The following is a 25,128-nucleotide window of genomic DNA, read 5'->3' on the forward strand; positions in this document are numbered from 1 at the left end:
TGCGCCAGTCATAACCCTCCACACAGGGAAATGACTGTCATAAAAGTGTCGCATTTGTTCATACGATGAAGGCACTAGTTTTCTACACGTAGAGGAGTTTTCCATGCAATACAAGCAAATCGCCCTGTCTGCGGTGATCGCCGCAACCACGATGGGTGCGGCCAACGCGGCCACTGAGATCCAGTGGTGGCACTCGATGACCGCCGTGAACAACGAGTGGGTCAACGATCTGGCCAAGCAATTCAACGAAAGCCAAAGCGAATACAAAGTCGTACCCACCTTCAAGGGCGTGTATGACGAGTCCATGACTGCTGCGATTGCTGCGTTCCGCTCGGGCAATGCTCCTCACATCCTGCAAGTGTTTGAAGTGGGCACCGCCACCATGATGGCTTCCAAGGGCGCCACCGTGCCCGTGGGCAAGATCATGGCCGATGCGGGCGCCAAGTTCGATCCCGCGGCCTACATCCCCGCTGTGGCTGGCTACTACACTGCCCCCAACGGCCAGATGCTGAGCTTCCCCTTCAACAGCTCCACCACCATCTTCTATTACAACAAGGACGCCTTCAAAAAGGCTGGCTTGCCAGACACCGCGCCCAAGACCTGGCCTGAAGTGTTCGCTGCTGCCAAGAAGCTCAAGGAATCGGGACACAGCTGCCCCATGACCCTGGCTTGGCAAGGCTGGACCCAGCTGGAGTCCTTCTCCACCTGGCACAACGTGGAGTTTGCAACCCACCAAAACGGTCTGGGCAAGGATGGCTACAAGGCCCGCCTGAAGATCAACTCGCCTTTGCACGTCAAGCACATCGACAACCTGTCTGCCGCAGCCAAGGCGGGTGAGTTTGTCTACAAGGGCCGCGCTTCGACAGCCCAGGCCTCGTTCACTGCGGGTGAGTGCGCGATGATCCAGACCTCGTCCGGCTTCTACGGCGATGTCTCCAAGAACGCCAAGTTCGCCTACGGTCTGGCCCCTCTGCCTTACTACGACGACGTCAAGGGTGCTCCTCAGAACACCGTGATCGGCGGCGCTTCGCTGTGGGTAATGGCTGGCAAGAAGGCCCCTGAGTACAAGGGCGTGGCCAAGTTCTTCGAATTCCTGTCGCAGCCCGAAATCCAAGCCGCTTCGCACCAGCGCACCGGCTACCTGCCTGTGACCATGGAAGCCTTCAAGCTGACCGAAAAATCGGGCTTCTATGCCAAGAACCCTGGCACTGACGTGGCAGTGAACCAGATGATCCGCAAGGTGACTGACAACTCGCGCGGTATCCGTCTGGGCAACTACGTGCAGATTCGCACCATCGAGGACGAAGAACTCGAACAAGTGTGGTCGGGCAAGCAGTCCGGCAAGCAAGCACTGGACAACATCGTCAAGCGTGGCGATGAACTGCTGGCACGCTTTGAGCGTGCTAACGGCGGCAAGTAAGCCGCGAGATCAGAAGGGCTAATACCCTTCTGAGTTACACGGTAGCCGCTGCAAATTTGCCGCAGCGGCTGCCAGCTAGGCACAATACGCGCATATTCGATTACACCTAGTGTTTCGCCTTGATTCGTTTTGACGCGAATTAAGCAAACACCACTCGATGCATCTCACTTTCCTCCGCAGCCTTTAGCGCTCCGGCGGTTTTTTATTTTGTGACCCATCATGGAAAAACGCGTACTTTTCCGATCGCAATGGCTGCCCTGGGCGCTCATCATGCCCCAGCTGCTGATCATTGCTGTTTTCTTCTTCTGGCCTGCCGGCCAAGCCGTCTTGCAGTCCTTCCAGATGGAAGATGCCTTCGGTCTTTCTACCGAATGGGTCGGGCTCGATAATTTCCGCAACCTGCTCCAAGATGGGACGTACCTAGAGTCCTTCAAGCGCACCGCGCTGTTCTCGGTGCTGGTGGCAGGCATTGGTATTGCGGTTTCCTTGGTGCTGGCTATTTTTGCGGATCGCATCATCCGCTTCGCCATGGTCTACAAGACCTTGTTGATCGTGCCCTACGCCGTAGCGCCCGTGATTGCAGGCGTGCTGTGGGTCTTCATGTTTTCGCCCTCCATCGGTGTGGTGACTTATTACATGGGCAAGCTGGGCTACGAGTGGAACCACTTGATGAATGACAACCAGGCCATGGCGCTGGTGGTGATTGCGTCGGTGTGGAAGCAAATTTCCTATAACTTCCTGTTTTTCCTGGCGGGTCTGCAATCCATTCCCAAGGCGCTGATTGAGGCCGCCTCGATTGATGGTGCAGGCCCCTGGCGCCGTTTCTGGAACATCCAGTTGCCCCTGCTGTCGCCCACCACCTTCTTCTTGCTGGTGATCAACATCGTCTACGCGTTCTTTGACACCTTCGGCATCATTGACGCAGCCACCCAGGGCGGCCCTGGCCAGTCGACCTCGATCCTGGTGTACAAGGTCTACCAAGACGGCTTCAAGGCGCTGGACCTCGGCGGCTCGGCGGCCCAGTCCGTGATCCTGATGTGTATCGTGGTTGTACTGACCGTGATCCAGTTCCGCTATGTTGAAAAGAAAGTGCAGTACTGATCATGGTTGACCGCAACCCCTGGCTGAACATCCTGTCGCACGCCGTGCTGATTCTCGGCGTAGCGATTGTTGCCTTCCCCCTGTATCTGGCGCTGGTCGCTTCGACCCACACCGCCTCTGACATTGTGCAATCCCCCATGCCGCTGCTGCCTGGCGTGCATATGTGGGAAAACTACAAAGAAGCACTGCTGGGCTCCGGCAAGCTGGGCTCCAACACCAACGTCGTGCACATGATGTGGGTGAGCTTTGTGGTGGCCATGATCATCACCGTCGGCAAAATCGCCATTTCTTTGCTGTCGGCGTTTGCCATCGTCTACTTCCGCTTCCCCTTCAAGATGCTGTGTTTCTGGGCCATCTTCTTGACGCTGATGCTGCCCGTAGAAGTGCGCATCTTGCCGACCTACAAAGTGGTGGCCGATCTGGGCTTGCTCAACAGCTATGCCGGTTTGTCGCTGCCGCTGATTGCTTCGGCCACCGCCACTTTCTTGTTCCGTCAGTTCTTCTTAACCGTACCTGATGAGCTGGTGGAAGCAGCCCGCATTGACGGCGCAGGCGCCATGCGCTTTTTCAAGGACATCTTGGTGCCCCTGTCCAAGACCTCGATTGCTGCGCTGTTTGTGATCCAGTTCATCTATGGCTGGAACCAGTACCTGTGGCCGCTCTTGATGACCACCTCGGAAGACATGTACCCCGTGGTGATCGGTATCAAGCGCATGTTGGCCGGTGGTGAAGCTGCTGTGGACTGGAACATTGTGATGGCCACCGCCATCTTGGCGATGTTGCCCCCCACCTTGGTGGTGATCCTGATGCAAAAGTGGTTTGTCAAAGGCTTGGTGGATACCGAGAAGTAAGTCTCGCCCCATTGCCCCCATCCACCTTCTTTTGACCCATTGAACGAATACTTGGAAGACCTGTCATGGCATCCATCTCTTTAAAGAACATCATCAAGCGTTACGGCACCGGCAAGACGGCTGTGCCCGTGATTCACGGCATCAACGTCGAAATCAAGGACGGCGAATTCGTCGTGCTGGTAGGCCCCTCGGGCTGCGGCAAGTCCACCCTGCTGCGCATGATTGCAGGCCTGGAAGAAATCACCGATGGTGACCTGATCATTGCCGACAAAAAGGTCAATGACTTGGAGCCCGCCAAGCGCAACATTGCCATGGTGTTCCAGAACTACGCGCTGTACCCGCACATGACCAACTACGAGAACATGGCCTATGGCCTGAAGCTCGCCAAAGTGCCCGAAGCGGAAATCAAGCAGCGCGTCGACAAGGCCGCCAAGATTTTGGAGCTGAGCCACCTGCTGGACCGCAAGCCCCGCCAGCTGTCGGGCGGCCAGCGCCAGCGCGTGGCCATGGGCCGTGCCATCGTGCGCCAGCCCCAGGTGTTTTTGTTTGACGAACCGCTGTCGAACCTGGACGCCAAGCTGCGCGGTCAAACCCGTCTGGAAATCCAGAAGCTGCACGCCGAGCTGGGTATTACCTCGCTGTTCGTGACCCACGACCAGATCGAAGCCATGACCCTGGCCCAGCGCATGGTCGTGATGAACGGCGGCAACGTGGAGCAATTTGGCACGCCCGAAGAGGTCTACCACACCCCCGCGTCGACCTTTGTGGCCAGCTTCATCGGCTCGCCCCCCATGAACCTGCTGAAAAACGCACCCAACGGCAAGCCCGGTTTGATTTTGGGTATCCGCCCTGAGCACATCGATCTGGTCGAAGCCGGTGGCGTGGAGTTCAAGGTGGAAACCGTGGAACTGCTGGGTGCAGAGCGCCTGCTGTACGGCAAGGTGGGCGGTGAGAGCGTGACCGTGCGCGTGGAAGAAGGCAAGCCCTATCCCAAGCCTGGCGAGACGGCCCGCATCAGCGCACGCGAAGATCGTTTGCACTGGTTCAACGCTGAAACTGGCAAGCGCGTATAAATCTCAAACACCCCCTGAGCGGCTTTGCCGCTTCCCCCTCTCTCGCTACGCGGGAGGGGGACGACACCCTCGGTGCGGGGCGGCCCTTCCTCGGTGTCTCCTGCTTGGATCGTGGTGACTTTAATGCCCACTTCCAAACTCGCAGCAATGTGTGAAGCCGCAAAATTTTGTTGGACTAACCATGACTACTGCTTTGCATCCTTGGCCTTATCCCCGCTGGGTCGCCCACCGCGGCGCGGGCAAGCTGGCCCCCGAAAACACCATGAGTGCCTTCCGCTTGGGCGCGCTGCACGGTTACCGCTTTTTTGAATGCGATGCCAAGCTCAGCAAAGACGGCGTGCTGTTTTTGATGCACGACGCCACGCTGGATCGCACCACAAACGCCAGCGGCGTGGGCGGCGCATTAACCATGGGCGAAATCGCCCAGCTCGATGCTGGTAGCTGGCACTCGCGCGCGTATGCAGGCGAAGCCCTGCCCACGCTGGAAGCGCTGGCACGCTGGTGCTTGGCCAACCACCTGGATTTGAATGTAGAGATCAAGCCCACACCCGGCCAGGAACTGGAAACGGGCCGCGCCTGTGGTGCGCTGATGAACCGCATCTGGCCCCAGGACATCACCCAGCCGCTGTTCACCTCGTTCAAGCCCGAAGCCCTGCAAGGCGCGCGCGAAGTGGCACCGCACATTCCACGTGGCCTGTTGGTGGACAAGTTCGCCGATGGCACGGGCGATGCGGACCTGAAGATTGCGACCGACTTGGGCTGCCACGCCATGGTGCTCAACCATGCGCTGTGGGACGAAGCACTGGTGGCCAAGGTGCACGGCGCGGGCCTGCGCTGCAGCAGCTACACCGTCAACGATGCATGGGCCGCGCAACGCCTGATTGACCTGGGCACCGATGGCATCATCACCGACCGTGTGGACCTGTTCAGCCCCGCACAGACGGGCCAGCACATCTAAAAAAGTAGCTGCTAGCGCTCATCAATAAAGACTCTCAGATATAAAAGCATCTGAAACCATTGCTAGACCAGCGCCAGCAGCTATCAAAACAAAAAGGCCTTTCTGCACGGGAAGGCCTTTTTTGATGGGACTGCGATGGTGTTAAACCAGCGCTACGCTGCTCAGTCCATCTTGGTGCCAGAACGCTTGACCGCATCGGCCCAGCGCGGCATTTCGCCTTCCAGGAAGGTCTTGAACTGGGCCGCGCCCATGAAGTCAGGGTTGGCGCCTTGGCTGACCATGCGCTCGCGCAACTCAGGATTTTCCATCACCTTCTGGAAGGCCTGGCTGAGGCGATCGACCACCGGCTGGGGGGTGCCCGCCGGGGCCAGAAAGCCATAAAAGCCCACCACTTCAAACCCCTTCAGACCGGCTTCAATGGCCGTCGGAATTTCAGGCAAGGCAGGGTTGCGCTCCTTGCTGGTCACCGCCAGCGCCCGCACCTTGCCTTGCTTGTGATACGCGGCGGCCTGCGGAATGCTCTCCGCCATGAACTGCACCTGGCCGCCCATCAAATCGGTGAACGCGGGCGCGCTGCCCTTGTAGGGGATGTGCACCATCTCAATGCCTGCCGCAGTCTTCAGCATCTCAGGCACCAAATGGCTGATGCCGCCGTTGCCCGCTGAGCCAAAGTTCACCTTGCCAGGGTGGGCCTTGGCGTAGCTGATGAGTTCTGGCAGGGTCTTGGTGGGCATGCTGTTGCTTACCAGCAGCGCCAGCGGCTGCATAGCCGTGCGCGCAATCGGCGTGAAGTCGCGCAGGGTCTGGTAGGGCAACTTGGGGTAGAGCGCAGGGTTGATCACCATCACCCCGGTGTTGGCAATCATCAGCGTGTGCCCGTCTGCGGGCGCATTTTTGACATCTTGCGCCCCCAGCGTGCCGCCGGCACCGGGTTTGTAGTCCATCACGATGGTCTGGCCCAGCTCTGCTTGCAGCTTGTCTGCCAGCAAACGCGCATGCTGGTCCAGCGGGCCACCAGCAGGAAAGCCCATCACGATGCGAATGGGTTTGGAGGGAAAGTTCTGGGCCTGTGCCCCCAAGGCCAACAGCAGCCCTGCAGCCAGTGCCACGCCTGCGCGCGCGATGTGTTTCATGGTGTCTCTCTCGTTATGCTGAGCCAGGAAGAGCACGCTGGTCTTTCCCCAGAATGCTGCACGGCAGCTGCCGTGTCGGCGGATTCTAGGAAAGGCACCGTTGCACCGCGCTGGGACTTGCCCGCTTTCATGACACTTTTGTGACAAATTAATGACAGGCGCGCCACACACCCATAAAAAAACCGCAACCACCAATGCGGCAGTTGCGGTGTGGGTGTAGAGGTGCAGCAACTCAGCCCATGCGCTCCAAGCCACTGGCTGTGCACACAAACTCTGCCACTTCGGCCATCACGCCGTGCAAGTCTTGCTGCAGCGGCGCAAAACCTGCGCTGGGCAAGCGTGTGGCTTCGTCCAGATAGATGCGACGGTTGATCTCAATTTGCAGGCTGTGGCGGCCATATGCGGGCTGGCCAATGCGGCCAATCAGCGCCACCCCTTTGTAAGGCTCGTTATAGGCCACGCTATAGCCACGGGCCTGCAAGGCATCACCGATGAGATGGATGAACGCAGGGTCGCAGGTGCTGCCATCCCGATCCCCCAGCACAAAGTCGGCCAGGTGTTTTTCGGGCGACCCCAGGCGCTGGTACACATCACTGGGCATGGAGTGCAGGTTGAGGTGCCACACGCAGCCAAAGCGGTCCACGCTCCAGCGAATGGCTTGCGCCAGCGCCGCGTGGTAAGGCTTCCAGTAGTGCGCAATGCGCTGCTGAACCTCGGCCACGCTGAGTTTGCGGTCATACACCGGCGTGGCTTGCCCCGCTTGGTTGACTTGCTCCCACACCAGTCCCAGACCTTGCAGCGTCTTGGGCCCGGGGTGCAAAGGCACGGGCCATGCACCGTCCAGCATCGCGGGGTTGATGTCATCTTCTTCGCGGTTGGGGTCAATGTAGGTGCGGGGGAAGGTGGCCTCAATCAGCGTTGCGCCATGCTCGGGCCAGGCCTGCCACAGCTGATCGACCAAGCTGTCTTCCCCCCGGCGCAGCAGCGCCAGGGGCAAGGCATAGCCAAAGTCTGCGGGGTACGCAGTACCGCTGTGCGGCGAGTCGCACACCAGCGGCAGCACCGCGCCCTGCGGCGGATGCACCAATACGGGGGCATCCGGGCGGGGCTTCAGAAAATCAAGCGTGTCTTGCATCAATCAATTTTGATGTTGGCGCGCTTGGCCACTGCGGTGTAGCGGGCAATCGCAGCGTCGATTTGCTTGGAGAACTCTTCGGGCGTGTTGGCCATGCCTTCGCCAGCAATGTCTTTTTGCTTTTGCTGGTAGCCGGGGTCTTGCATGGCCTTGTGTGCGGCCGCATTCAGCTTGTCGATGATGGCCTTGGGCGTGCCAGCAGGCGCAACCAGCCCGAACCAGCCGCCATCACCCATCTGGGGGTAGCCCAGCTCGGTGTAGGTGGGCACGTCGGGCAGCAGCTCGGTACGCTTGAGCGCCAGCACCGCCAGTGGACGCAGTTTGCCCGCCTTGATGTTGGTCAGCGACGAGGACAGGTTGTCCGTCATGGCATTGACCTGACCACCCAAGGCATCGTTCAACGCCTGGCCTGCCCCCTTGTAGGGGATGTGCAGCAGATCAATGCCCGCCAAATTCATGAAATTTTCGATATTGGCGTGGCCCAGCGAGCCCGTGCCGGGCGATGCAAAGCTGTACTTGCCGGGTTCCTTCTTGGCCAATGCAATGAACTCTTGCATGGTCTTGGCAGGCACGCTGGGGTGCACCACAAACACGCTGGGCACCGCCATCACATTGGTGATGGGAGCAAAGTCTTTTTTCGCGTCGTAAGGCAGCTTGCTCACGATGGCCGGATTGGCGCCATGGGTCGACACCGTCGCCATGCCGATGGTGTAACCGTCGGGGGCCGACTTGGCGATTTCTGCCGCACCAATAGCGCCACCCGCGCCGCCCTTGTTCTCGATCACCACTGCCTGCCCCAGGATCGGGCCCATCTTGTCGGCCAGCAGGCGCGCCACGATGTCGGTCGAGCCACCTGCACCAAACGGCACGATCAACTTGATGGGACGGCTGGGGTAGTTGTCAGCAGCCCAGGCAGCAGGCGCCACGGCAGCCAATGCCGCAGCAGCGGCCACGGTCGAGAGCAGGGTACGACGCAGATTCATAGGGTTTCTCCTCGGTGGGTGCGATGGTATGAGTAATGAGCACAGATTCTTGGCCACAAGACAGCCAGTGAAAAGGGACAAAAAAACAAGCACCCATTACCAAAAGTCATAATTCAGGCATGCGCATGCAATCCCCTTCTCTGTCGGAACTCCACGCCTTTGCCGAGGCGGCGCGTTTGGGCAGTTACACCCAGGCCGCTGAATCGCTGCACGTCACCCAAGGCGCCATCAGCCGCGCCATTGCGCGCCTGGAAACCCACCTGGGCTTTGCCGTGTTTGAGCGCCAAGGCCGCCGCAGCGTTCTCACCACAGCCGGGCGCCAGTACCTGGATGCGATTGGCCCGGCCATTTTCACGATTGAATCGGCCACGCAAGCCATGCGCCGCAAGCGCGATGGGCGGCATGTGCGCCTGTCCATGCCCCCCACGCTGTTCAGCCACTGGCTGATTCCGCGCCTGCCTGACTTCAACGCCCAGCACCCGGGCACGGTGCTGTCGTTTGCCCCGTACCGGCGCGACGACCCGCTGACTTCGCCCGACATTGATGCCTGGATCCGCATCGGCAGCCAGCCCTTTCCCGAGACCTTGCAGGCCGACTATCTGGTGGGGCGCGATCTGGTGCCCATTTGCCTGCCGCAAGACGCTTTGGTGCTGCACCGCCCACAAGACCTGCTGCGCCGCCCGCTGCTGGCCCACACCAACTACCCCGACAACTGGGCGCGCTGGTTTGAAAAAATGGGCTGCGATGGCCCCTACCCTGCACCGGCAGCCGACTTTGAACTGGTAGGCATGCTGGTGCAAGCCGTCATTGCCGGCATGGGGATTGCCGTGGTGCAACGCTGCCTGATTGAAGATGATTTGGCCGCCGGGCGTATTGCCATTCCCGTACACCGGCCGTTTCAGATTGAGCGCGGCTACTTTCTGTGCCAGCCGGCCTCTCGCCCGGCGTCGCATGCCTTGCAAGATTTCAGGACGTGGTTGCTGGCGCAGGCCTTGGCAGACCAGCAACGCACAGCACTTGGCCTGTCAGTTGCTCCAGCCGCCTGACATCAGCCACTGGCAGCTGCCCATGGCCAGCACCAGCACGCCATACGTGCCCATGCGCCCGTCTTGCCCCAGCAGCACCACACCCAGTGCCAGCACCAAAATGCCCAGCAGCGCATTCACACTGGCCATGTGATACCAGGGCAGCACATGCCCACGCTGGCGCCCCACCAAGCGCGCGCCTGCAGCCAGCACCAGTGCGAGGAAAACCGCCGGCGCCACAAAGCTGGAGAGGTGAATCAGGAAGTCAAGTGCAGACATAGAAATGACACAGATCAAGTCTTTGATCGGTAGGACAGCGCAAATGCTGCACAAATTTTATAATCCAAGGCATGGCAGTCTGGGCACTCGGTATCAATCACAACACGGCACCGTTAGATTTACGGGGCCGTTTTGCGTTTGCGATTGACCAAATCGCACCCACGCTGCATGGGCTGCGCGAAGCACTGTCCAGCGCCACGCGCCACCCTGAGGTGGAAACCGCCATTCTCTCCACCTGCAACCGCACCGAAATTTACTGCGCCGCAGGTGCGCCCGCATTGGAGCACACCCTGGGCTGGCTGGCCCATTCCGGTGGCGTCAGCACCGATGTGCTGCGCTCGCACTCTTACTTGCTGGAAGAAGGCTCGGTCGCACGCCACGCCTTCCGCGTGGCCTCGGGCCTGGACTCCATGGTGCTGGGCGAAACCCAGATTCTGGGCCAGATGAAAAACGCCGTGCGCGCGGCCGAAGAAGCTGGCGCACTAGGCTCGACGCTCAACCAGCTCTTTCAGCGCAGCTTTGCCGTGGCCAAAGAGGTGCGCAGCTCCACCGAGATTGGCGAGCACAGCATCAGCATGGCCGCCGCTGCCGTGCGCCTGGCGGGCCAGTTGTTTGAAGACCTGAGCCAAATTCGCATTCTGTTTGTGGGCGCTGGCGAGATGATTGAACTCGCCACCGCGCACTTTGCGGCCAAAAACCCCGCCCACATCACCATTGCCAACCGCACCATGGAGCGCGGTGAAAAGCTGGCGGCGCGCATCGGCGCCAGCGTGATGCCGCTGGCCGAGATTCCCGAGCACCTGCACGAGTACGACGCCATCATCAGCTGCACGGCCTCCACCTTGCCCATCATTGGCCTGGGGGCGATTGAGCGCGCGCTCAAAAAACGCAAGCACCGTCCCATGTTCATGGTCGACCTGGCCGTGCCGCGTGACATTGAGCCCGAGGTCAAAGACCTGCGCGACGTGTACCTGTACACCGTGGACGATCTGGCCAGCGTGGTGCGCACCGCCCAGGCCCAGCGCCAGGCCACCGTGGCCGAGGCCGAAGTCATCATCGACGCAGGGGTGAGCAACTTCATGCAGTGGATGCACCAGCGCGCCCAGGGTGGCGTGGTGCCGTTCATCCAGCAGCTCAATGCCCAGACCGATGCTTGGCGCGAAGCCGAAATTGCCCGCGCCAAAAAGCTACTGGCCAAGGGCGAAGATGTGGATGCCGTGCTCGACGCCCTGTCGCGCGGCCTGACGCAAAAAATGATGCACGGCACCTTGGCGGCCCTGCACAAGGGCAGCGAGCAAGAGCGCGCCCAGACCCTGGACACCGTCTCCAAACTGTTTCTGCGCCCCGGCAAACGTTAGCTACGTTCTCTGCGCGGCTTTGCATTCAAAGCCAAAAATGCCTTTAGCGCTTATCTAGCAAGCGCTTACAGCTACCCTTTGCGTAGCACCTTCTTTCTTCTGACCACCACCATGAAACCCTTTCTGCGCACCCAGCTGGAGCGCTACGCCCAGCGCCTTGAAGAACTGGACTTTTTGCTCTCGCGCGAAGACATCATGGGCGACATGCAAAAGTACCGCACCATCTCGCGCGAACACGCGGAGGTGACCGCCGTGGCGGGCCGCTACCAGCGTTACCTGCAAACCGAGGCCGACATGGCCACCGCCCGGGAGATGCTGGACGACCCCGACATGGCCGAGATGGCGCAAGAAGAAATTGCCCAGGGTGAGGCCGCGCTGCTGCAGCTGGAAGACGAGCTGCAGCGCCTGCTGCTGCCCAAAGACCCGGACGACGCACGCCCCGCCTATGTCGAAATCCGCGCTGGCACGGGCGGTGACGAATCCGCCCTGTTTGCGGGTGACGTAGCCCGCATGTACACCCGCTACGCCGCCAATGTGGGCTGGAAGGTGGAGATCATGAGCGCCAACGAAAACGAAATTGGCGGCTACAAGGAAATCGTGCTGCGCATTGAGGGGGACAACGTCTACGGCGCACTCAAGTTTGAGTCGGGCGGCCACCGCGTGCAGCGCGTGCCTGCCACCGAAACCCAGGGCCGCATCCACACCAGCGCCTGTACCGTGGCCGTGATGCCCGAGCCCGATGAAACCGCCGCCATCACGCTCAACCCCGCAGACCTGCGCATTGACACCTTCCGCGCCAGCGGTGCGGGTGGCCAGCACATCAACAAGACCGACTCGGCCGTGCGCGTGGTGCACATTCCCACGGGCATCGTCGCCGAATGCCAGGACGGCCGCAGCCAGCACAGCAACAAGGCCAAGGCCCTGCAGGTGCTGCAAGCGCGCATCCAGGAAAAAGAACGCAAGGAGCGCGAAGCCAAGGAAGCCGCACTGCGCAAGGGCTTGATTGGCTCGGGCGACCGCAGCGACCGCATTCGCACCTACAACTTCCCGCAAGGGCGCCTGACCGACCACCGCATCAACCTGACGCTGTACAAGCTGCTCAACATCATGGAAGGTGATTTGGGCGATGTGATTGAAGCGCTCAAACAGGCCCGTGAAGCGGAGTTACTGGCTGAGCTGGAAGTGAACACCTAAGTACACCCCAGTCAACGCCCAATAGATTTATCAGCCAAATTGCCCTCTAACGCTTATTCCACCTGCGCCAGCAGCTATACAAAGTGAATACCTCTTTGACTTTGCAGCAAGCCCTGCTCCAAGCCCACCACCAGGGCATGGAGCGCATTGATGCGCAAATGCTGCTGCTGCATGTGCTGGGCCAAGCGCATGCGGGCCGCGCCTGGCTGCTCACCCACGACAGCGATGTGCTGACGCCCGAGCAACAGTCGCGTTTTGCAGCGCTGTGTGCGCAGCGCCTGGACGGCGTGCCGGTGGCCTACTTGACAGGCTGCAAAGAATTTTTCGGTTTGCCGCTGCACGTGGATGCCCGCGTGCTGGATCCACGGCCCGACACAGAGACACTGGTGGAGTGGGTGCTGGATGTACTTGAAAAAACCGTTTCACCCCGCATTCTGGATTTAGGCACAGGCAGCGGCGCAATTGCCCTGGCCCTGCAAAGCCAGCGCCCCGACGCCAGCGTGACTGCGGTGGACTTCAGCCAGGACGCACTCGATGTGGCCGCCGCCAATGCCCAGCGCCTGCAGTTGCCGGTGCACTTGGTGCAGTCTTCCTGGCTGGAACAGGTGGGCGGCGTGTTTGATGCCATCGTCAGCAACCCGCCCTACATCCGCGAAGCGGACGAACACATGCCTGCGCTGCGCCATGAGCCGCGCCATGCGCTGACCAGTGGCGAAGATGGGCTGCAAGATATCCGCACCATCATTGCCCAGGCGCCTGCGCACCTGAAAGCGGGTGGCTGGCTGCTGCTGGAGCATGGCTGGGACCAGGCCGCCAATGTGCAGTCCCTGCTGCGCACGGCCGGTTTTACGCAGGTGCACAGCCGCCAGGATCTGGCGGGTATGGACCGCTGCACGGGCGGTCAAATCCCGGAATCTGCCGCGGCAGCCAATACAGTGAAATAATCGACAGGATTGCCGGGTTGCGCAAACCCTGGCTCCCCTGCAAGGAGATCCCCATGAGCGACGTACAACAACGCATTGACCAACTGGTCAAAAACAACGACATCCTGCTGTTCATGAAGGGCAGCGCCAGCTTCCCCATGTGCGGCTTCTCGGGCCGTGCCATTCAAATTTTGAAGGCCTGCGGCGTCGAGCCCAAGGCCATTGCCACCGTGAACGTACTGGAAGACCAGGAAATTCGCCAAGGCATCAAGGACTACAGCAACTGGCCCACCATTCCCCAGCTGTACATCAAGGGCGAATTCATCGGCGGCTCGGACATCATGATGGAGATGTACGAATCGGGCGAGTTGCAACAAGTGATCAACGGCCAGGCCTGATCCGCGCCAGATGCACACTTTGGGACCACTGCCAACCCCAATGACCAGTTCGACTGGCATGGCCCCTGCTTTATCCAAAACCGCCCACAGGGGCGGTTTTTTCGTTCTCGGCCGCAGGGCAGCGGTACGAGGCAATCCTGATGCCTGCATGCGAAGGAGGCATGCACAATGGTGACATTCGGCCGTCACCTGCCATCCCACTGACTTATGACGCTCACCCAAAGCCTGCTCATCATTGCGCTGCTGATTGCTGCCAGCGCCTTCGTAGCCGTGGCCGAGATTTCCTTGGCCGCTTCCCGCCGTCTGCGTCTGCGACAGATGGCCGACGAAGGCGACCCCCGTGCAGAAAAAGCCATCCAGCTGCAAGAGCAACCCGGCGACTACTTCACCGTGGTGCAAGTGGGCCAAAACGCCATCGCCATTTTGGGCGGTATCGTGGGTGAAAGCGCTTTAAGTACCACGCTGGCAGGTATCTTGACCTGGTGGATGCCAGAGAGCTCGGCCCAGCACCTGGGCTCGGTGCTGTCCTTCTTTGTCATCACCTCACTGTTCATCTTGTTTGCGGACTTGCTGCCGCGCCGCCTGAGCATGATCGAGCCCGAGGCGCTGCTGCTGCGCGTGCTGGGCCCGATGCAGCTGTGCATCACCTTCTTCAAGCCGGTGGTGTGGTTCTATGGCCGCCTGACCGACGCCCTGATCCGCTTGCTGGGCCTGCCCGACAAGCGCGATGAGCAAATCACCTCGGACGATATCTTGGCCATGACCGAGGCCGGCGCCCGTGCGGGTGTGCTGGCCGAGCGCGAGCAACAGGCGATTGCCAACATTTTCGAGCTAGACACGCGCACGGTGGCTTCAGCCATGACGCAGCGCGACAGCGTTGCCTACTTTCTGCGTGACGACCCGGACCAGGTGATCCGGGCGCGCATTGCCGAGGAGCCTTTTTCCACCTACCCCGTGTGCGATGGCGACATCGACCACATCGTGGGCTATGTGGACGCCAAAGACCTGTTCCAGCGCGTGCTCAACAACCAGCCCATTTCGCTGCAAGACGACAGCCTGATCCGCAAAATCTTGATGGTGCCGGACAAGCTGACGCTGGCCGAAGTGCTCGACCAGTTCCAGCAAGCCCACGAAGACTTTGCCGCCATCCTGAACGAATACAGCCTGGTGGTCGGCGTGGTGACGCTGAACGACGTGATGAGTACGGTGATGGGCGATCTGGTATCGCCCGACGATGAGGAGCAAATCATTCAGCGCGATGAAAACTCGTGGCTGATCGACGGCATCACCCCCATCGACGACGTGATGCGCTCTCTGGACTTGGCCGCCCTGCCCAACGAAGAGGAATACGAAACGCTGGCAGGCTTTTTGATGGTGATGCTGCGCCGCGTGCCACGGCGCACCGACCGCGTGGATTGGGGCGGCTATCGCTTTGAAGTGATGGACGTGGACAGCTACCGCATCGACCAGGTGCTGGTCACGCGCATGCAAGAAGGGGAAGCCGTGGTGCCGCACCAGCAGCCACACCCAGCCTCCACCTTGTCGGCAGTGGCCGCCGTTGCGGCGACTGGGCCTGCGGCCCATGCGGCATCTGCGCCGGCCCCAGAGGCACAGGGAATGGCGGCATCGGCAGAGCCAGCAGCGCAGCCCAACCAAGCGGCAACAGCCACTCCCCCCTCTGCCGAGACACCCAGCGTGCCTTGATGAGCTCTTAAAAACAGAGCTGCTTGCGTAAATGAACAAAGGGATTCAGAGCATAAAAGCTCTGAATCCCTTTTTTTTTAAGCGCTAACCGCTCACATTATGAATAGCGCTGCCCACCCAGCCCGGCAGCGCGATCGGCTGGCACCTCAGACTTGGCGCGGTGCATTCGCATCAAACATCCACTGCTTTTGCGCACCCAGCACCAGGCTGGGGTATTTGTCTTTGCCGCGGCTGCCGTTGTAGCGCCCCAGCGCCATGAACAGATCCCCCCGCTCACGCTCCAGATAGTGGCGCAAGATCACGCAGCCAAAGCGCAGATTGGTCTGCATGTGAAACAACTTGCCCGCATCACCATCGCCAATCACGCGCGTCCAAAACGGCATGATTTGCATATAGCCACGCGCCCCCGCCACCGACACCGCAAACTTGCGAAAACCGCTTTCCACCTGAATCAGCCCCAGCACCAGCGATACCTCCAGCCCCGCACGCTTGGCTTCGTACCACACGGTCTGCAGAAAATCACGGCGCACCTCCCAATCGGGAATGCGGCGATACAGCCTGTCGCTCATGGTGGTGAGCCAGCGCAGATACGCGATGCGTGCGTCCGTAGAGACGAACACCGGCTCAGGCGGCGCCAAATCCCCCACGGCCGCACTCAAGGCACTGCGCACGGAATCGGCCAGCGGCTCTTCCAGCTGCGCCCCCGCCCATGCAGGCGCAGCCACGCTGGCCGCGCAGGCAGACAGCGCCCCCAGCCACTGGCGGCGCGTACAGATTCGGTGTGGGACTTCCCTCATGGCGTGTGATGCGGTCGTTGTTATGGGCTTGGCAGCACGCAGTGTGGCGCAGTTCTTGGCTGCCATCAATGCAAAAAGGCAGCCAAGGCTGCCTTTTGTGTGGCGCTGCGGCTAATTACAAGCCCAGCTTGGCCTTGAGGTGGGCCAGCACATCGCTAGGCGCAATCTTGGTGGCCTCGGTATCCCGGCGGGCTTGGTACTCCACCACGCCTTCCTTCAAGCCGCGGTCACCCAGCACCACGCGGTGGGGCACGCCAATCAGTTCCCAATCGGCCAGCATGGCACCAGGGCGCTCATCGCGGTCGTCCAGAATCACGTCCACGCCCAGTGCCAGCAGTTCGGCGTACAGCTTTTCCGCTTCGGCCTTCACGGCTTCGCTGCGGCCCATGCCGATGGGGCAAATCACCACAGTGAACGGCGCAATGGCATCGGGCCAGATCATGCCGCGCTCGTCGTGGTTTTGCTCGACGGCCGCTGCAGGCAGGCGGGTCACGCCAATGCCGTAGCATCCCATTTCAAAGTGCTGCGGCTTGCCGTTGTCGCCCAAGAAGGTGGCATTCATGGCCTGGGAGTACTTGGTGCCCAGATAGAAGACGTGGCCAATTTCAATGCCGCGCTCAATGGCCAGCTCGCCCGCGCCGTCGGGGGACTTGTCACCCGCCACCACATTGCGCAAGTCGGCCACCACGGTGGGCTCGAGCAGGTCACGGCCAAAGTTCACGCCAGTGATGTGGAAGTCTTCCTCGTTGGCACCACAGACCCAGTCGGCCATCACGGCCACTTCACGGTCCACCACCAGCTTCACCGGCTGCTTCAGGCCGATGGGGCCCAGATAGCCGGGCTTGCAGCCAAAGTGCGCTTCAATCTCGCCCACGGTAGCAAAACGGAAACCCGCCAGGCCCTCGACCTTGCCGACCTTGATCTCGTTCATTTCATGGTCGCCACGCAGCAGCAGCAGCCAGACCTGGGTCTTGACGATTTCGCCCGCTTCATTGGTCTCATCGGTGGCCAGCACCAGCGACTTCACGGTGTGGCTCAGCGGCAGACCCAGCTGTGCTGCCACGGCTTCGCAGGTGCTATTGCCGGGGGTCGCCACCTTTTCCATGGCCTTGGTCGCCGCAGGGCGGGGACCGGCAGGCGGCAGGCACTCGGCCTTTTCGATATTGGCCGCGTAGTCGCTGTGGGGGCAGTAGACGATGGCGTCTTCACCGGTCGAAGCGATCACCTGGAACTCTTCGCTCAGATCGCCGCCGATGGCACCCGAGTCGGCGCGCACGGCGCGGTACTGCAGACCAAAGCGGTCAAAGATGCGCTTATAGGCTTCGCGCATGGTCTGGTAGCTGATCTGGGCGCTGTCGCGGTCTTTGTCGAAGGAGTAGGCGTCCTTCATGATGAACTCGCGCCCACGCATCAGGCCAAAGCGGGGGCGGCGCTCGTCGCGGAACTTGGTCTGAATTTGGTACAGGTTCTTGGGCAACTGCTTGTAGCTCTTGAACTCCTGGCGCGCGATGTCCGTCACCACCTCTTCGCTGGTGGGCTGGATCACGAAGTCACGACCATGGCGGTCCTGGATGCGCAGCAACTCGGGACCCATCTTCTCGAAGCGGCCGGTTTCCTGCCACAACTCGGCGGGCTGCACCACGGGCATGGTCACCTCAATCGCACCGGCGCGGTTCATTTCCTCGCGCACGATGGCTTCCACCTTGCGGATCACGCGCAAGCCCATGGGCATGTAGTTGTAGATGCCTGCACCCAGCTTTTTGATCATGCCAGCCCGCGTCATGAGCTTGTGGCTGACCACTTCGGCATCGGCCGGAGCTTCTTTGAGGGTGGAGATAAGAAATTGGGAGGCTTTCATGGAACTGGCAATTCAGTGGAAATAGGCATGGCCCGCTTGTCGATCACAAGGGGCCATGCATAATGAACGCAATATATAAATTGGGGTTCGATTATGCTTGACCGGGACGGATTTCGCCCGAACGTCGGCATCATCCTGCTCAACCAGAAGAACCAGGTGTTCTGGGGCAAACGCATTCGCACCCACAGCTGGCAGTTTCCGCAAGGCGGTATTGATCGGGGTGAAACCCCCGAGCAAGCCATGTTCCGGGAATTGCATGAAGAAGTGGGTCTCATGCCCAACCACGTTCGCGTGGTCGCAAGAACAAGGGACTGGTTGCGCTACGAGGTGCCAGATCGTTACATACGCCGTGATGCGCGTGGTCATTACAAGGGGCAAAAGCAGATCTGGTTTTTACTCCAGCTGCTCGGCCAAGACTGGGACTTGAACCTGCGCGCCACCGACCACCCAGAGTTCGACGCTTGGCGCTGGAACGATTACTGGGTGCCACTGGATGTGGTGGTAGAGTTCAAACGGGGTGTCTATGAAATGGCACTCACTGAGTTGGCTCGCTACATACCCCGCTCCGAGCAACAGCGCAACCGCTATCTGCGCAGTGGCATGCGGCCACGCGATGGGCAAGATCCCTCACAACCTGCGCCACGCACGGCACAGCCCCTGCGCAGTCATGGTCTGCTTCAAAACCCTGGGATGGAACTTCCGCCCGGTGCCAGTTTTGACCCAGACCCGCAAAACGAAGCTAATAACCGGTAAATCAAAAAATCCCGCTTGCCTTGCTGCACAGCGGGATTTTTTATGGCTGCCAAACGGATTGGCGCACGCGCAGCACCTTCAGTGCTGCACCACCATATTGTCACGGTGCACCATCTCAGGCTCGCCACAGTAGCCCAGCAACTGCTCCACTTCAGAAGATGCATGCTTGCATAGCAAACGGGCTTCGGCGCTGGAATAGTTGGCCAAACCGCGCGCAATCTCCTTGCCCTCCGCGTCGCGCACAGCAATCACATCGCCGCGCGAAAAGTCACCGTCCACCGCCACCATGCCCACGGGCAGCAAGCTCTTACCTTCCTCGCGCAGTTTGAGCACCGCACCGGCATCGATGGTGACCGAACCACGCATTTGCAGGTGATCGCGAATCCATTGTTTACGCGCTTGGTTTTTGTGCGTGGGCGCCACCAGCAAAGTACCAATCGATTCGCCCTGGGTCAGGCGCAGCAGTACATCGGGCTCACGTCCCCAGGCAATCACGGTGGAGGTGCCCGAGCCTGCCGCACGCTTGGCCGCCAAAATCTTGGTCAGCATGCCACCCGTGCCCACGCTGGAGCCTGCACCGCCGGCCATCGCTTCCAGCTGCGGATCGCCCGCCTGCGCTTCGTGCACAAATTGCGCATCAGGGTTGCGCCGCGGGTCTGCGGTGTACAGGCCTTTTTGGTCGGTCAAGATCACATAGGCATCTGCGTCCACCAAGTTAGCAACCAGCGCGCCCAAGGTATCGTTGTCGCCGAACTTGATTTCGTCGTTGACCACGGTGTCGTTCTCGTTGATCACCGGCACTACGCCCAGCTTGAGCAGCGTCAGCAAGGTAGAGCGCGCATTCAGATAGCGCTCGCGATCGGCCAAGTCCGCGTGGGTGAGCAGCACCTGCGCACTGCCCACGTGGTGGTTGCGCAGCTTGGTTTCATACATCTGCACCAAGCCCATCTGCCCTACGGCAGCGGCTGCTTGCAGCTCATGAATTTCTTTGGGGCGGGTGGCCCAACCCAAACGCTTCATGCCTTCTGCCACGGCGCCGCTGGAGACCATGATCACCTCGCGGCGAACACCGTCATCACCATGCACGAGGGCTGCCAACTGGCGCGACCACTCTTCAATCGCAGCTTCATCGAGGCCACGCCCCTCATTGGTCACCAAACTGGAGCCGACCTTGACCACGATGCGGCGTGCATCTTGCAAAACATGGGAAGACATGATTTAAAGCTTTTTAGGCCTCTAACGCTTATGCAGCAAGCGCTAGAAGCTATCAATCAAGAAGCAGAAAGACTGCGTTTTACTCTGGCGAACCGCCAGCAAAACGTGGATCGTACTCTGCTTCTTGGGGCTGCTCTGCCTGCTGCACCACATGCACGTGCTTGAAGATCTCTTGCACCAAACGCTCGGTGCCTTCGCGCGCCAACGCCGAAATCTCAAACACGGGGCCCTTCCACTTGAAGCGCTTCACAAAGTCTTTGACCTTGGCGGCGCGCTCTTCGACCGGGATCATGTCCAGCTTGTTGAGCACCAGCCAGCGCGGCTTGCTGTAGAGCTCTTCGTCGTATTTTTTGAGCTCTTGGACAATGGCCTTGGCCTGCTCTACCGGGTCTACGCCGTCGTCAAACGGTGCCAGATCGACAATGTGCAGCAGCAAGCGTGTGCGCTGCAAGTGGCGCAGGAACTGGTGACCCAGGCCCGCACCGTCGGATGCGCCCTCGATCAGCCCTGGAATGTCGGCAATCACAAAGCTTTGCTCTGGGCCCACACGCACCACGCCCAGATTGGGGTGCAAGGTCGTGAAGGGATAGTCCGCAATCTTGGGGCGTGCATTGGACACCGACGAGATAAACGTGGACTTGCCGGCATTGGGCATCCCCAGCAGACCGACATCCGCCAGCACCTTCAACTCCAGCTTCAGCGCGAAACGCTCACCGGGGCGACCGGGCGTTTTCTGACGCGGTGCGCGGTTGATCGCGCTCTTGAAACGCAAGTTACCAAAGCCACCGTCACCGCCCTTGGCCAAAATGATCTTTTCGCCAGGTGTCAGCAACTCATGTAGCACTTCACCGGTTTCTTCATCCGAAATGATCGTGCCCACAGGCAGGCGCAGCGTAATGTCTTTACCGGCTGCACCAAACATGTCATTGCCCATACCGTTTTCACCGCGCTGCGCTTCGTGGCGCCGGGAGTAACGGTAGTCAATCAGCGTATTCAAATTCACATCAGCCACGGCATAGACGTGACCACCACGGCCGCCGTCACCACCGTCGGGTCCGCCGAATTCCTTGTATTTTTCGTGGCGGAACGTGGCTGCGCCATTACCACCATCGCCGGCGGCAATTTCAATATAGGCTTCATCGACGAACTTCATGAGGCTTTTCCGTGATTCATTAGAGAGACGAGCACCCACGGTGCCGGTCTGAAAGCATAAGCCAAGCATTGGCTTGGCCTGCTGCAAAGGGGCATTAACCGCTCTGCTTCAAAAAACAACAAAGCCCCGACGCATCGGGGCTTTGTGTGAGTCAGCTGACGCTTGCGCTGATTAAGCAGCAGGCGTGATGCTGACAGTGTGCTTGGACAGAGCGCCCTTGGTGTCAAAAGACACGTGACCGTCCACCAAAGCAAACAAAGTGTGATCCTTGCCGATACCGACGTTGGTGCCGGGGTGGAACTTGGTACCACGCTGGCGCACGATGATCGAGCCTGCGCTGATCAACTCGCCACCGAAGGCCTTCACACCCAGCATTTTTGGCTTGGAGTCACGTCCGTTGCGCGTAGAGCCGCCGCCTTTTTTCTGTGCCATGACTTAGCTCCTTCAGAATTAAGCAGCAATCGCCACGATTTGCAGCTCTGTGAACTGCTGGCGATGGCCTTGGGATTTAGCGTAGTGCTTACGACGACGCAGCTTGAAGATGCGTACTTTGTCGTGCTTGCCGTGAGCAACAATCGTTGCCTTCACAGTTGCGCCGGACACCAGGGGAGTGCCAACCTTCAGTTCTGCGCCGTTGCCGACTGCCAAAACTTGGTCGATCACGATTTCCTGGCCTACGTCCGCAGCAATCTGTTCTACCTTGATTTTTTCGCCAGCAGCAACACGATACTGTTTGCCGCCGGTTTTTATGACCGCGTACATGTAAACCTCTTTCGATTCTTGAGTCTCCGCAGACGATTTTCTACGGAAGCCGACTATTGTACGCACAAACATCTATTGCCGCCCAAGCCCCCAACCTTATTCCGACTAGGATATCGAGTGGCTCTTCCTATAATTGGCCACTCTCTTGGTGGCATTACCTTGAATACAGCAACTCTTACTTCCAACCCCCTCGCTCTGATCGCCGAAGACATGCAGGCGATGGACCGTGTCATCGCACAGCGCCTGACAACCAGTGTCCCCCTCATCGGTCAGATTTCCCACTACATCATTGCGGCGGGCGGCAAGCGTTTGCGGCCTGCGCTGCTGTTGATGGTGAGCAACGCGCTGGGCAACAGCCATCCTCACAAGCACTTGCTGGCAGCCGTGGTGGAATTGATCCACACCGCCACCTTGCTGCATGACGATGTGGTGGATGAGTCCACCATGCGCCGTGGCCGCCCAACCGCCAACGAGTCGTTTGGCAACCCCGCCAGCGTGCTGGTGGGCGACTTCTTGCACACCCGCTCCTTTCAGATGATGGTGGAAGCAGGCAATATGCGCATATTGCAAGTGCTGTCAGATGCCACCAACATCATTGCCGAAGGTGAAGTGCAGCAACTCATCAACACCCACGACGCATCCCTGGATGAAAACGGGTATTTGCACGTCATTCGCTCTAAAACTGCCAAGTTGTTTGAGGCCAGTACCCAAATTGCAGCCATCTTGGCCAATACTTCGCCCGCAGTAGAAGCGGCTTGCGCCACTTTTGGCCAAGCATTGGGCACAGCCTTCCAGATCATCGACGACGTTTTAGACTATGACGGCGACGCCCATGAAATGGGCAAAAACCTAGGCGATGACTTGCGCGAAGGCAAGTGCACACTCCCTCTCATCATTGCCATGCAACGGGCCAATGTCACCGATGCGCAGATCGTGCGTCAAGCAATTGAGCAAGGCTCCACAGATCAGTTGCAGAGTATTTTGCAAATTGTGAAAACGACCGGAGCACTTGACGCAACCCGCCAAGCCGCGCACGACGAAGCCATGCGCGCCATCGCCGCACTGGAGATGCTGCCCACCAACCCTTTCACGCAAGCCATGGAGCAGTTGGCCGCACATCTGTTGCTGCGGCGCACATGACCATGTAAGCAAAGGTACGTGCGTTTTATGCCTAGCACGTCAAACCTAGTGAAAAAGCCTGCTCCTGCAGGCTTTTTACATCTATACAGTGTCTTCGCTATCGGGGATGATGCTCGCATCACATAAACGAAACTCCCATGCTTGGGCAATGACTGCTGCTACAACTGCTCACACCCTCACGTCCACTATGACCACTCCACTTGCGGGCTTGGCCCGCGCTTTGGTCAGCGCAGGGCACCTTTCCGAGGCTGCTGCGCAGGAAATTTCCCACAAAGCCAGTGCCAGCAAAAATAGCTTTGTGGCACAGCTGGTTGCCAGTGGACGCCTGCCTGCCATCGATTTGGCCCATTGCATTGCACATATTTTCAGCACACCTTTGCTGGACTTGGATGCGGTAGACCCTGCGCGGCTACCAAAGGATCTGCTTGATACCAAGTTGTGTGCTACGCACAAAGTGCTGCCACTGCTCAAACGGGGTAACCGCTTAGTCGTCGCAACCGCAGACCCCTCCGACAAGGAGGCTGCGGAAAAAATCAAATTCACCGCCCAAATGGGTGTGGACTGGGTCATCGTCGAACACGACAAGCTGCTTCGTCTCGTCGAATCCAGCACCAAGAGCGTGACGGAGGCACTAGACACCTTCAACGCCGATGGTGATTTTCAGTTCGATGACATCAAAGACATCCCTGAGAATGAAGAAAAAGACGTAGGCGCCTCCGAAGTTGAAGATGCTCCGGTCGTCAAGTTTTTGCACAAAATGCTGATTGATGCGTTCAATATGCGCGCATCCGATTTGCACTTTGAGCCTTACGAGCACACTTACCGCGTACGCTTTCGCATTGATGGAGAGTTGCGCGAAATTGCCTCGCCCCCCATTGCTATCAAGGAAAAGCTGGCATCACGCATCAAGGTCATCTCTCGCCTGGACATTTCTGAAAAACGCGTTCCACAAGATGGCCGCATGAAGCTCAAGGTGGGTGCCGACCGTGTGATTGATTTTCGTGTCTCCACACTTCCAACCCTGTTTGGCGAAAAAATCGTGATCCGTATTTTGGATCCGAACACTGCCAAGATGGGGATTGATGCCCTAGGCTATGAAGCCGATGAAAAAAAACGCCTGCTCGACGCCATTCAACGCCCCTACGGCATGATTTTGGTGACTGGGCCCACAGGCTCCGGCAAAACCGTGTCCCTCTACAGTTGTTTGAACCTGCTGAACAAGCCCGGCGTCAATATCTCAACAGCAGAAGATCCGTCTGAAATCAATATGCCGGGGGTCAATCAAGTCAACGTCAATGAAAAGGCCGGTCTCACTTTTGCGACGGCATTGAAGTCCTTCTTGCGCCAAGATCCTGACGTCATCATGGTCGGCGAAATTCGCGACCTGGAGACTGCCGACATCTCCATCAAAGCCGCGCAAACCGGACACTTGGTGCTATCCACGCTGCATACCAACGATGCGCCGACCACCCTCACGCGGATGCGCAACATGGGCATTGCCCCCTTCAATATCGCATCCAGCGTCATTTTGATTACTGCGCAGCGCTTGGCCCGTCGTTTGTGCCCGCAATGCAAGCAACCACACGAGGTGCCCCACGAAACGCTGCTCGAAGCAGGCTATGCAAGCAATCAGCTAGATGGCACATGGGTGCCTTACAAAGCGGTCGGCTGCAGTGCTTGCAACAACGGCTATAAAGGTCGTGTCGGTATCTACCAAGTAATGCCGATCAGCGAAGCACTGCAACAAATTATTTTGCGCGATGGCAGTGCGCTGGATATCGCAGCGCAAGCCAAGCTTGAAGGGGTGAAGTCTTTGCGTGAATCTGGTCTGGACAAGGTGAAGCTGGGCGTCACCTCTTTAGAAGAGGTCTTGGCCGTCACCAATCTCTGACACCCAAGTTTTGATTTGAAGCCA

General features: G+C 59.3%; 24 protein-coding genes. 14 read left to right on the forward strand and 10 right to left on the reverse strand.

Features of this window, described 5'->3' with window-relative positions:
* Nucleotides 1–103 precede the first annotated feature (103 nt).
* The 5 genes from ugpB to ugpQ all read left to right on the forward strand — a co-directional run bounded on the left by ugpB (nucleotide 104) and on the right by ugpQ (nucleotide 5,403).
* Complete coding sequence (gene ugpB / locus QEP12_RS09465) at nucleotides 104–1,420, forward strand: sn-glycerol-3-phosphate ABC transporter substrate-binding protein UgpB (RefSeq protein ID WP_284214085.1); 1,317 nt, start codon at nucleotides 104–106, stop codon at nucleotides 1,418–1,420.
* Nucleotides 1,421–1,639: 219 nt separating this feature from the next.
* On the forward strand, nucleotides 1,640–2,521 hold the full coding sequence (gene ugpA, locus QEP12_RS09470; RefSeq protein ID WP_219163763.1) for a sn-glycerol-3-phosphate ABC transporter permease UgpA: 882 nt from the start codon (nucleotides 1,640–1,642) through the stop codon (nucleotides 2,519–2,521).
* Nucleotides 2,522–2,523: 2 nt separating this feature from the next.
* The gene (ugpE, locus tag QEP12_RS09475) at nucleotides 2,524–3,372 is read left to right on the forward strand and encodes a sn-glycerol-3-phosphate ABC transporter permease UgpE (RefSeq protein ID WP_284214086.1); all 849 of its coding nucleotides are present in this window, start codon (nucleotides 2,524–2,526) and stop codon (nucleotides 3,370–3,372) included.
* Nucleotides 3,373–3,437: 65 nt separating this feature from the next.
* Nucleotides 3,438–4,445, forward strand: coding sequence for a sn-glycerol-3-phosphate import ATP-binding protein UgpC (locus QEP12_RS09480; RefSeq protein ID WP_174862992.1), 1,008 nt, complete (start codon nucleotides 3,438–3,440; stop codon nucleotides 4,443–4,445).
* Nucleotides 4,446–4,626: 181 nt separating this feature from the next.
* Nucleotides 4,627–5,403 carry a glycerophosphodiester phosphodiesterase gene (gene ugpQ / locus QEP12_RS09485; protein WP_284214087.1) on the forward strand — a complete coding sequence of 259 codons (777 nt, stop codon included), beginning with the start codon at nucleotides 4,627–4,629 and terminating at the stop codon, nucleotides 5,401–5,403.
* Nucleotides 5,404–5,564: 161 nt separating this feature from the next.
* Here ugpQ and QEP12_RS09490 read toward each other — a convergent pair whose 3' ends face one another.
* The 3 genes from QEP12_RS09490 to QEP12_RS09500 form a co-directional block, all read right to left on the reverse strand.
* On the reverse strand, nucleotides 5,565–6,536 hold the full coding sequence (locus QEP12_RS09490; RefSeq protein ID WP_284214088.1) for a Bug family tripartite tricarboxylate transporter substrate binding protein: 972 nt from the start codon (nucleotides 6,534–6,536) through the stop codon (nucleotides 5,565–5,567).
* 232 nt (nucleotides 6,537–6,768) lie between these two features.
* On the reverse strand, nucleotides 6,769–7,671 hold the full coding sequence (locus QEP12_RS09495; protein WP_174862990.1) for an N-formylglutamate amidohydrolase: 903 nt from the start codon (nucleotides 7,669–7,671) through the stop codon (nucleotides 6,769–6,771).
* Nucleotides 7,671–8,654, reverse strand: coding sequence for a tripartite tricarboxylate transporter substrate binding protein BugE (locus tag QEP12_RS09500; RefSeq protein ID WP_284214089.1), 984 nt, complete (start codon nucleotides 8,652–8,654; stop codon nucleotides 7,671–7,673). Before QEP12_RS09500 ends, QEP12_RS09495 begins: the two co-directional genes overlap by 1 nt.
* Before the next feature lie 119 nt (nucleotides 8,655–8,773).
* Between QEP12_RS09500 and QEP12_RS09505 the strand changes: the two genes are divergently transcribed.
* Nucleotides 8,774–9,700 carry a LysR substrate-binding domain-containing protein gene (locus QEP12_RS09505; RefSeq protein WP_284214090.1) on the forward strand — a complete coding sequence of 309 codons (927 nt, stop codon included), beginning with the start codon at nucleotides 8,774–8,776 and terminating at the stop codon, nucleotides 9,698–9,700.
* Here QEP12_RS09505 and QEP12_RS09510 read toward each other — a convergent pair.
* Nucleotides 9,680–9,958 carry a hypothetical protein gene (locus QEP12_RS09510; RefSeq protein WP_174862988.1) on the reverse strand — a complete coding sequence of 93 codons (279 nt, stop codon included), beginning with the start codon at nucleotides 9,956–9,958 and terminating at the stop codon, nucleotides 9,680–9,682. The two genes, QEP12_RS09505 and QEP12_RS09510, sit on opposite strands and share 21 nt — an antisense overlap.
* A gap of 71 nt (nucleotides 9,959–10,029) precedes the next feature.
* Between QEP12_RS09510 and hemA the strand changes: the two genes are divergently transcribed.
* From hemA to paeA, 5 genes are all read left to right on the forward strand, one after another.
* Complete coding sequence (gene hemA / locus QEP12_RS09515) at nucleotides 10,030–11,316, forward strand: glutamyl-tRNA reductase (protein ID WP_174862987.1); 1,287 nt, start codon at nucleotides 10,030–10,032, stop codon at nucleotides 11,314–11,316.
* A gap of 111 nt (nucleotides 11,317–11,427) precedes the next feature.
* Entirely contained in the window at nucleotides 11,428–12,510 is a 1,083-nt protein-coding gene (gene prfA / locus QEP12_RS09520) for a peptide chain release factor 1 (protein ID WP_174862986.1), read from the forward strand.
* An 83-nt stretch (nucleotides 12,511–12,593) separates the two neighbouring features.
* Nucleotides 12,594–13,454 (forward strand): peptide chain release factor N(5)-glutamine methyltransferase, encoded by an 861-nt coding sequence (gene prmC / locus QEP12_RS09525; protein WP_284214091.1) that lies wholly within the window; start codon nucleotides 12,594–12,596, stop codon nucleotides 13,452–13,454.
* Nucleotides 13,455–13,507: 53 nt separating this feature from the next.
* Entirely contained in the window at nucleotides 13,508–13,831 is a 324-nt protein-coding gene (gene grxD / locus QEP12_RS09530) for a Grx4 family monothiol glutaredoxin (RefSeq protein ID WP_174862984.1), read from the forward strand.
* A 207-nt stretch (nucleotides 13,832–14,038) separates the two neighbouring features.
* Nucleotides 14,039–15,535, forward strand: coding sequence for a polyamine export protein PaeA (gene paeA, locus QEP12_RS09535; protein ID WP_174862983.1), 1,497 nt, complete (start codon nucleotides 14,039–14,041; stop codon nucleotides 15,533–15,535).
* A 146-nt stretch (nucleotides 15,536–15,681) separates the two neighbouring features.
* Here the strand turns inward: paeA and QEP12_RS09540 are convergent, their stop codons facing one another.
* Both QEP12_RS09540 and QEP12_RS09545 read right to left on the reverse strand, forming a co-directional pair.
* Nucleotides 15,682–16,332: a lytic transglycosylase domain-containing protein gene (locus tag QEP12_RS09540; RefSeq protein WP_284214092.1), complete on the reverse strand. Its 651-nt coding sequence runs from the start codon at nucleotides 16,330–16,332 to the stop codon at nucleotides 15,682–15,684.
* A gap of 115 nt (nucleotides 16,333–16,447) precedes the next feature.
* Nucleotides 16,448–18,190, reverse strand: coding sequence for a proline--tRNA ligase (locus QEP12_RS09545; protein WP_284214093.1), 1,743 nt, complete (start codon nucleotides 18,188–18,190; stop codon nucleotides 16,448–16,450).
* A gap of 93 nt (nucleotides 18,191–18,283) precedes the next feature.
* On the opposite strand from QEP12_RS09545, the gene QEP12_RS09550 reads away from it, so the two are divergent.
* Nucleotides 18,284–18,943, forward strand: coding sequence for an RNA pyrophosphohydrolase (locus QEP12_RS09550; protein WP_174862982.1), 660 nt, complete (start codon nucleotides 18,284–18,286; stop codon nucleotides 18,941–18,943).
* Nucleotides 18,944–19,021: 78 nt separating this feature from the next.
* On the opposite strand, the gene proB is transcribed toward QEP12_RS09550, so the two are convergent.
* From proB to rplU, 4 genes are all read right to left on the reverse strand, one after another.
* Nucleotides 19,022–20,158, reverse strand: a complete 1,137-nt coding sequence (gene proB / locus QEP12_RS09555; RefSeq protein ID WP_284214094.1) for a glutamate 5-kinase — start codon at nucleotides 20,156–20,158, stop codon at nucleotides 19,022–19,024.
* 79 nt (nucleotides 20,159–20,237) lie between these two features.
* On the reverse strand, nucleotides 20,238–21,311 hold the full coding sequence (cgtA, locus tag QEP12_RS09560; RefSeq protein ID WP_284214095.1) for an Obg family GTPase CgtA: 1,074 nt from the start codon (nucleotides 21,309–21,311) through the stop codon (nucleotides 20,238–20,240).
* A gap of 171 nt (nucleotides 21,312–21,482) precedes the next feature.
* Complete coding sequence (gene rpmA / locus QEP12_RS09565) at nucleotides 21,483–21,743, reverse strand: 50S ribosomal protein L27 (protein ID WP_042416998.1); 261 nt, start codon at nucleotides 21,741–21,743, stop codon at nucleotides 21,483–21,485.
* 18 nt (nucleotides 21,744–21,761) lie between these two features.
* Nucleotides 21,762–22,073 carry a 50S ribosomal protein L21 gene (gene rplU, locus QEP12_RS09570; RefSeq protein ID WP_174862979.1) on the reverse strand — a complete coding sequence of 104 codons (312 nt, stop codon included), beginning with the start codon at nucleotides 22,071–22,073 and terminating at the stop codon, nucleotides 21,762–21,764.
* Nucleotides 22,074–22,283: 210 nt separating this feature from the next.
* Between rplU and QEP12_RS09575 the strand changes: the two genes are divergently transcribed.
* Together QEP12_RS09575 and pilB are read left to right on the forward strand one after the other, a co-directional pair.
* On the forward strand, nucleotides 22,284–23,213 hold the full coding sequence (locus QEP12_RS09575) for a polyprenyl synthetase family protein (RefSeq protein ID WP_284214124.1): 930 nt from the start codon (nucleotides 22,284–22,286) through the stop codon (nucleotides 23,211–23,213).
* Nucleotides 23,214–23,361: 148 nt separating this feature from the next.
* Nucleotides 23,362–25,104 carry a type IV-A pilus assembly ATPase PilB gene (pilB, locus tag QEP12_RS09580; RefSeq protein ID WP_174862978.1) on the forward strand — a complete coding sequence of 581 codons (1,743 nt, stop codon included), beginning with the start codon at nucleotides 23,362–23,364 and terminating at the stop codon, nucleotides 25,102–25,104.
* Nucleotides 25,105–25,128 lie beyond the last annotated feature (24 nt).

The sequence above is a fragment of the Comamonas jiangduensis genome, assembly GCF_030162955.1.
Lineage (GTDB): Bacteria > Pseudomonadota > Gammaproteobacteria > Burkholderiales > Burkholderiaceae_C > Comamonas > Comamonas jiangduensis.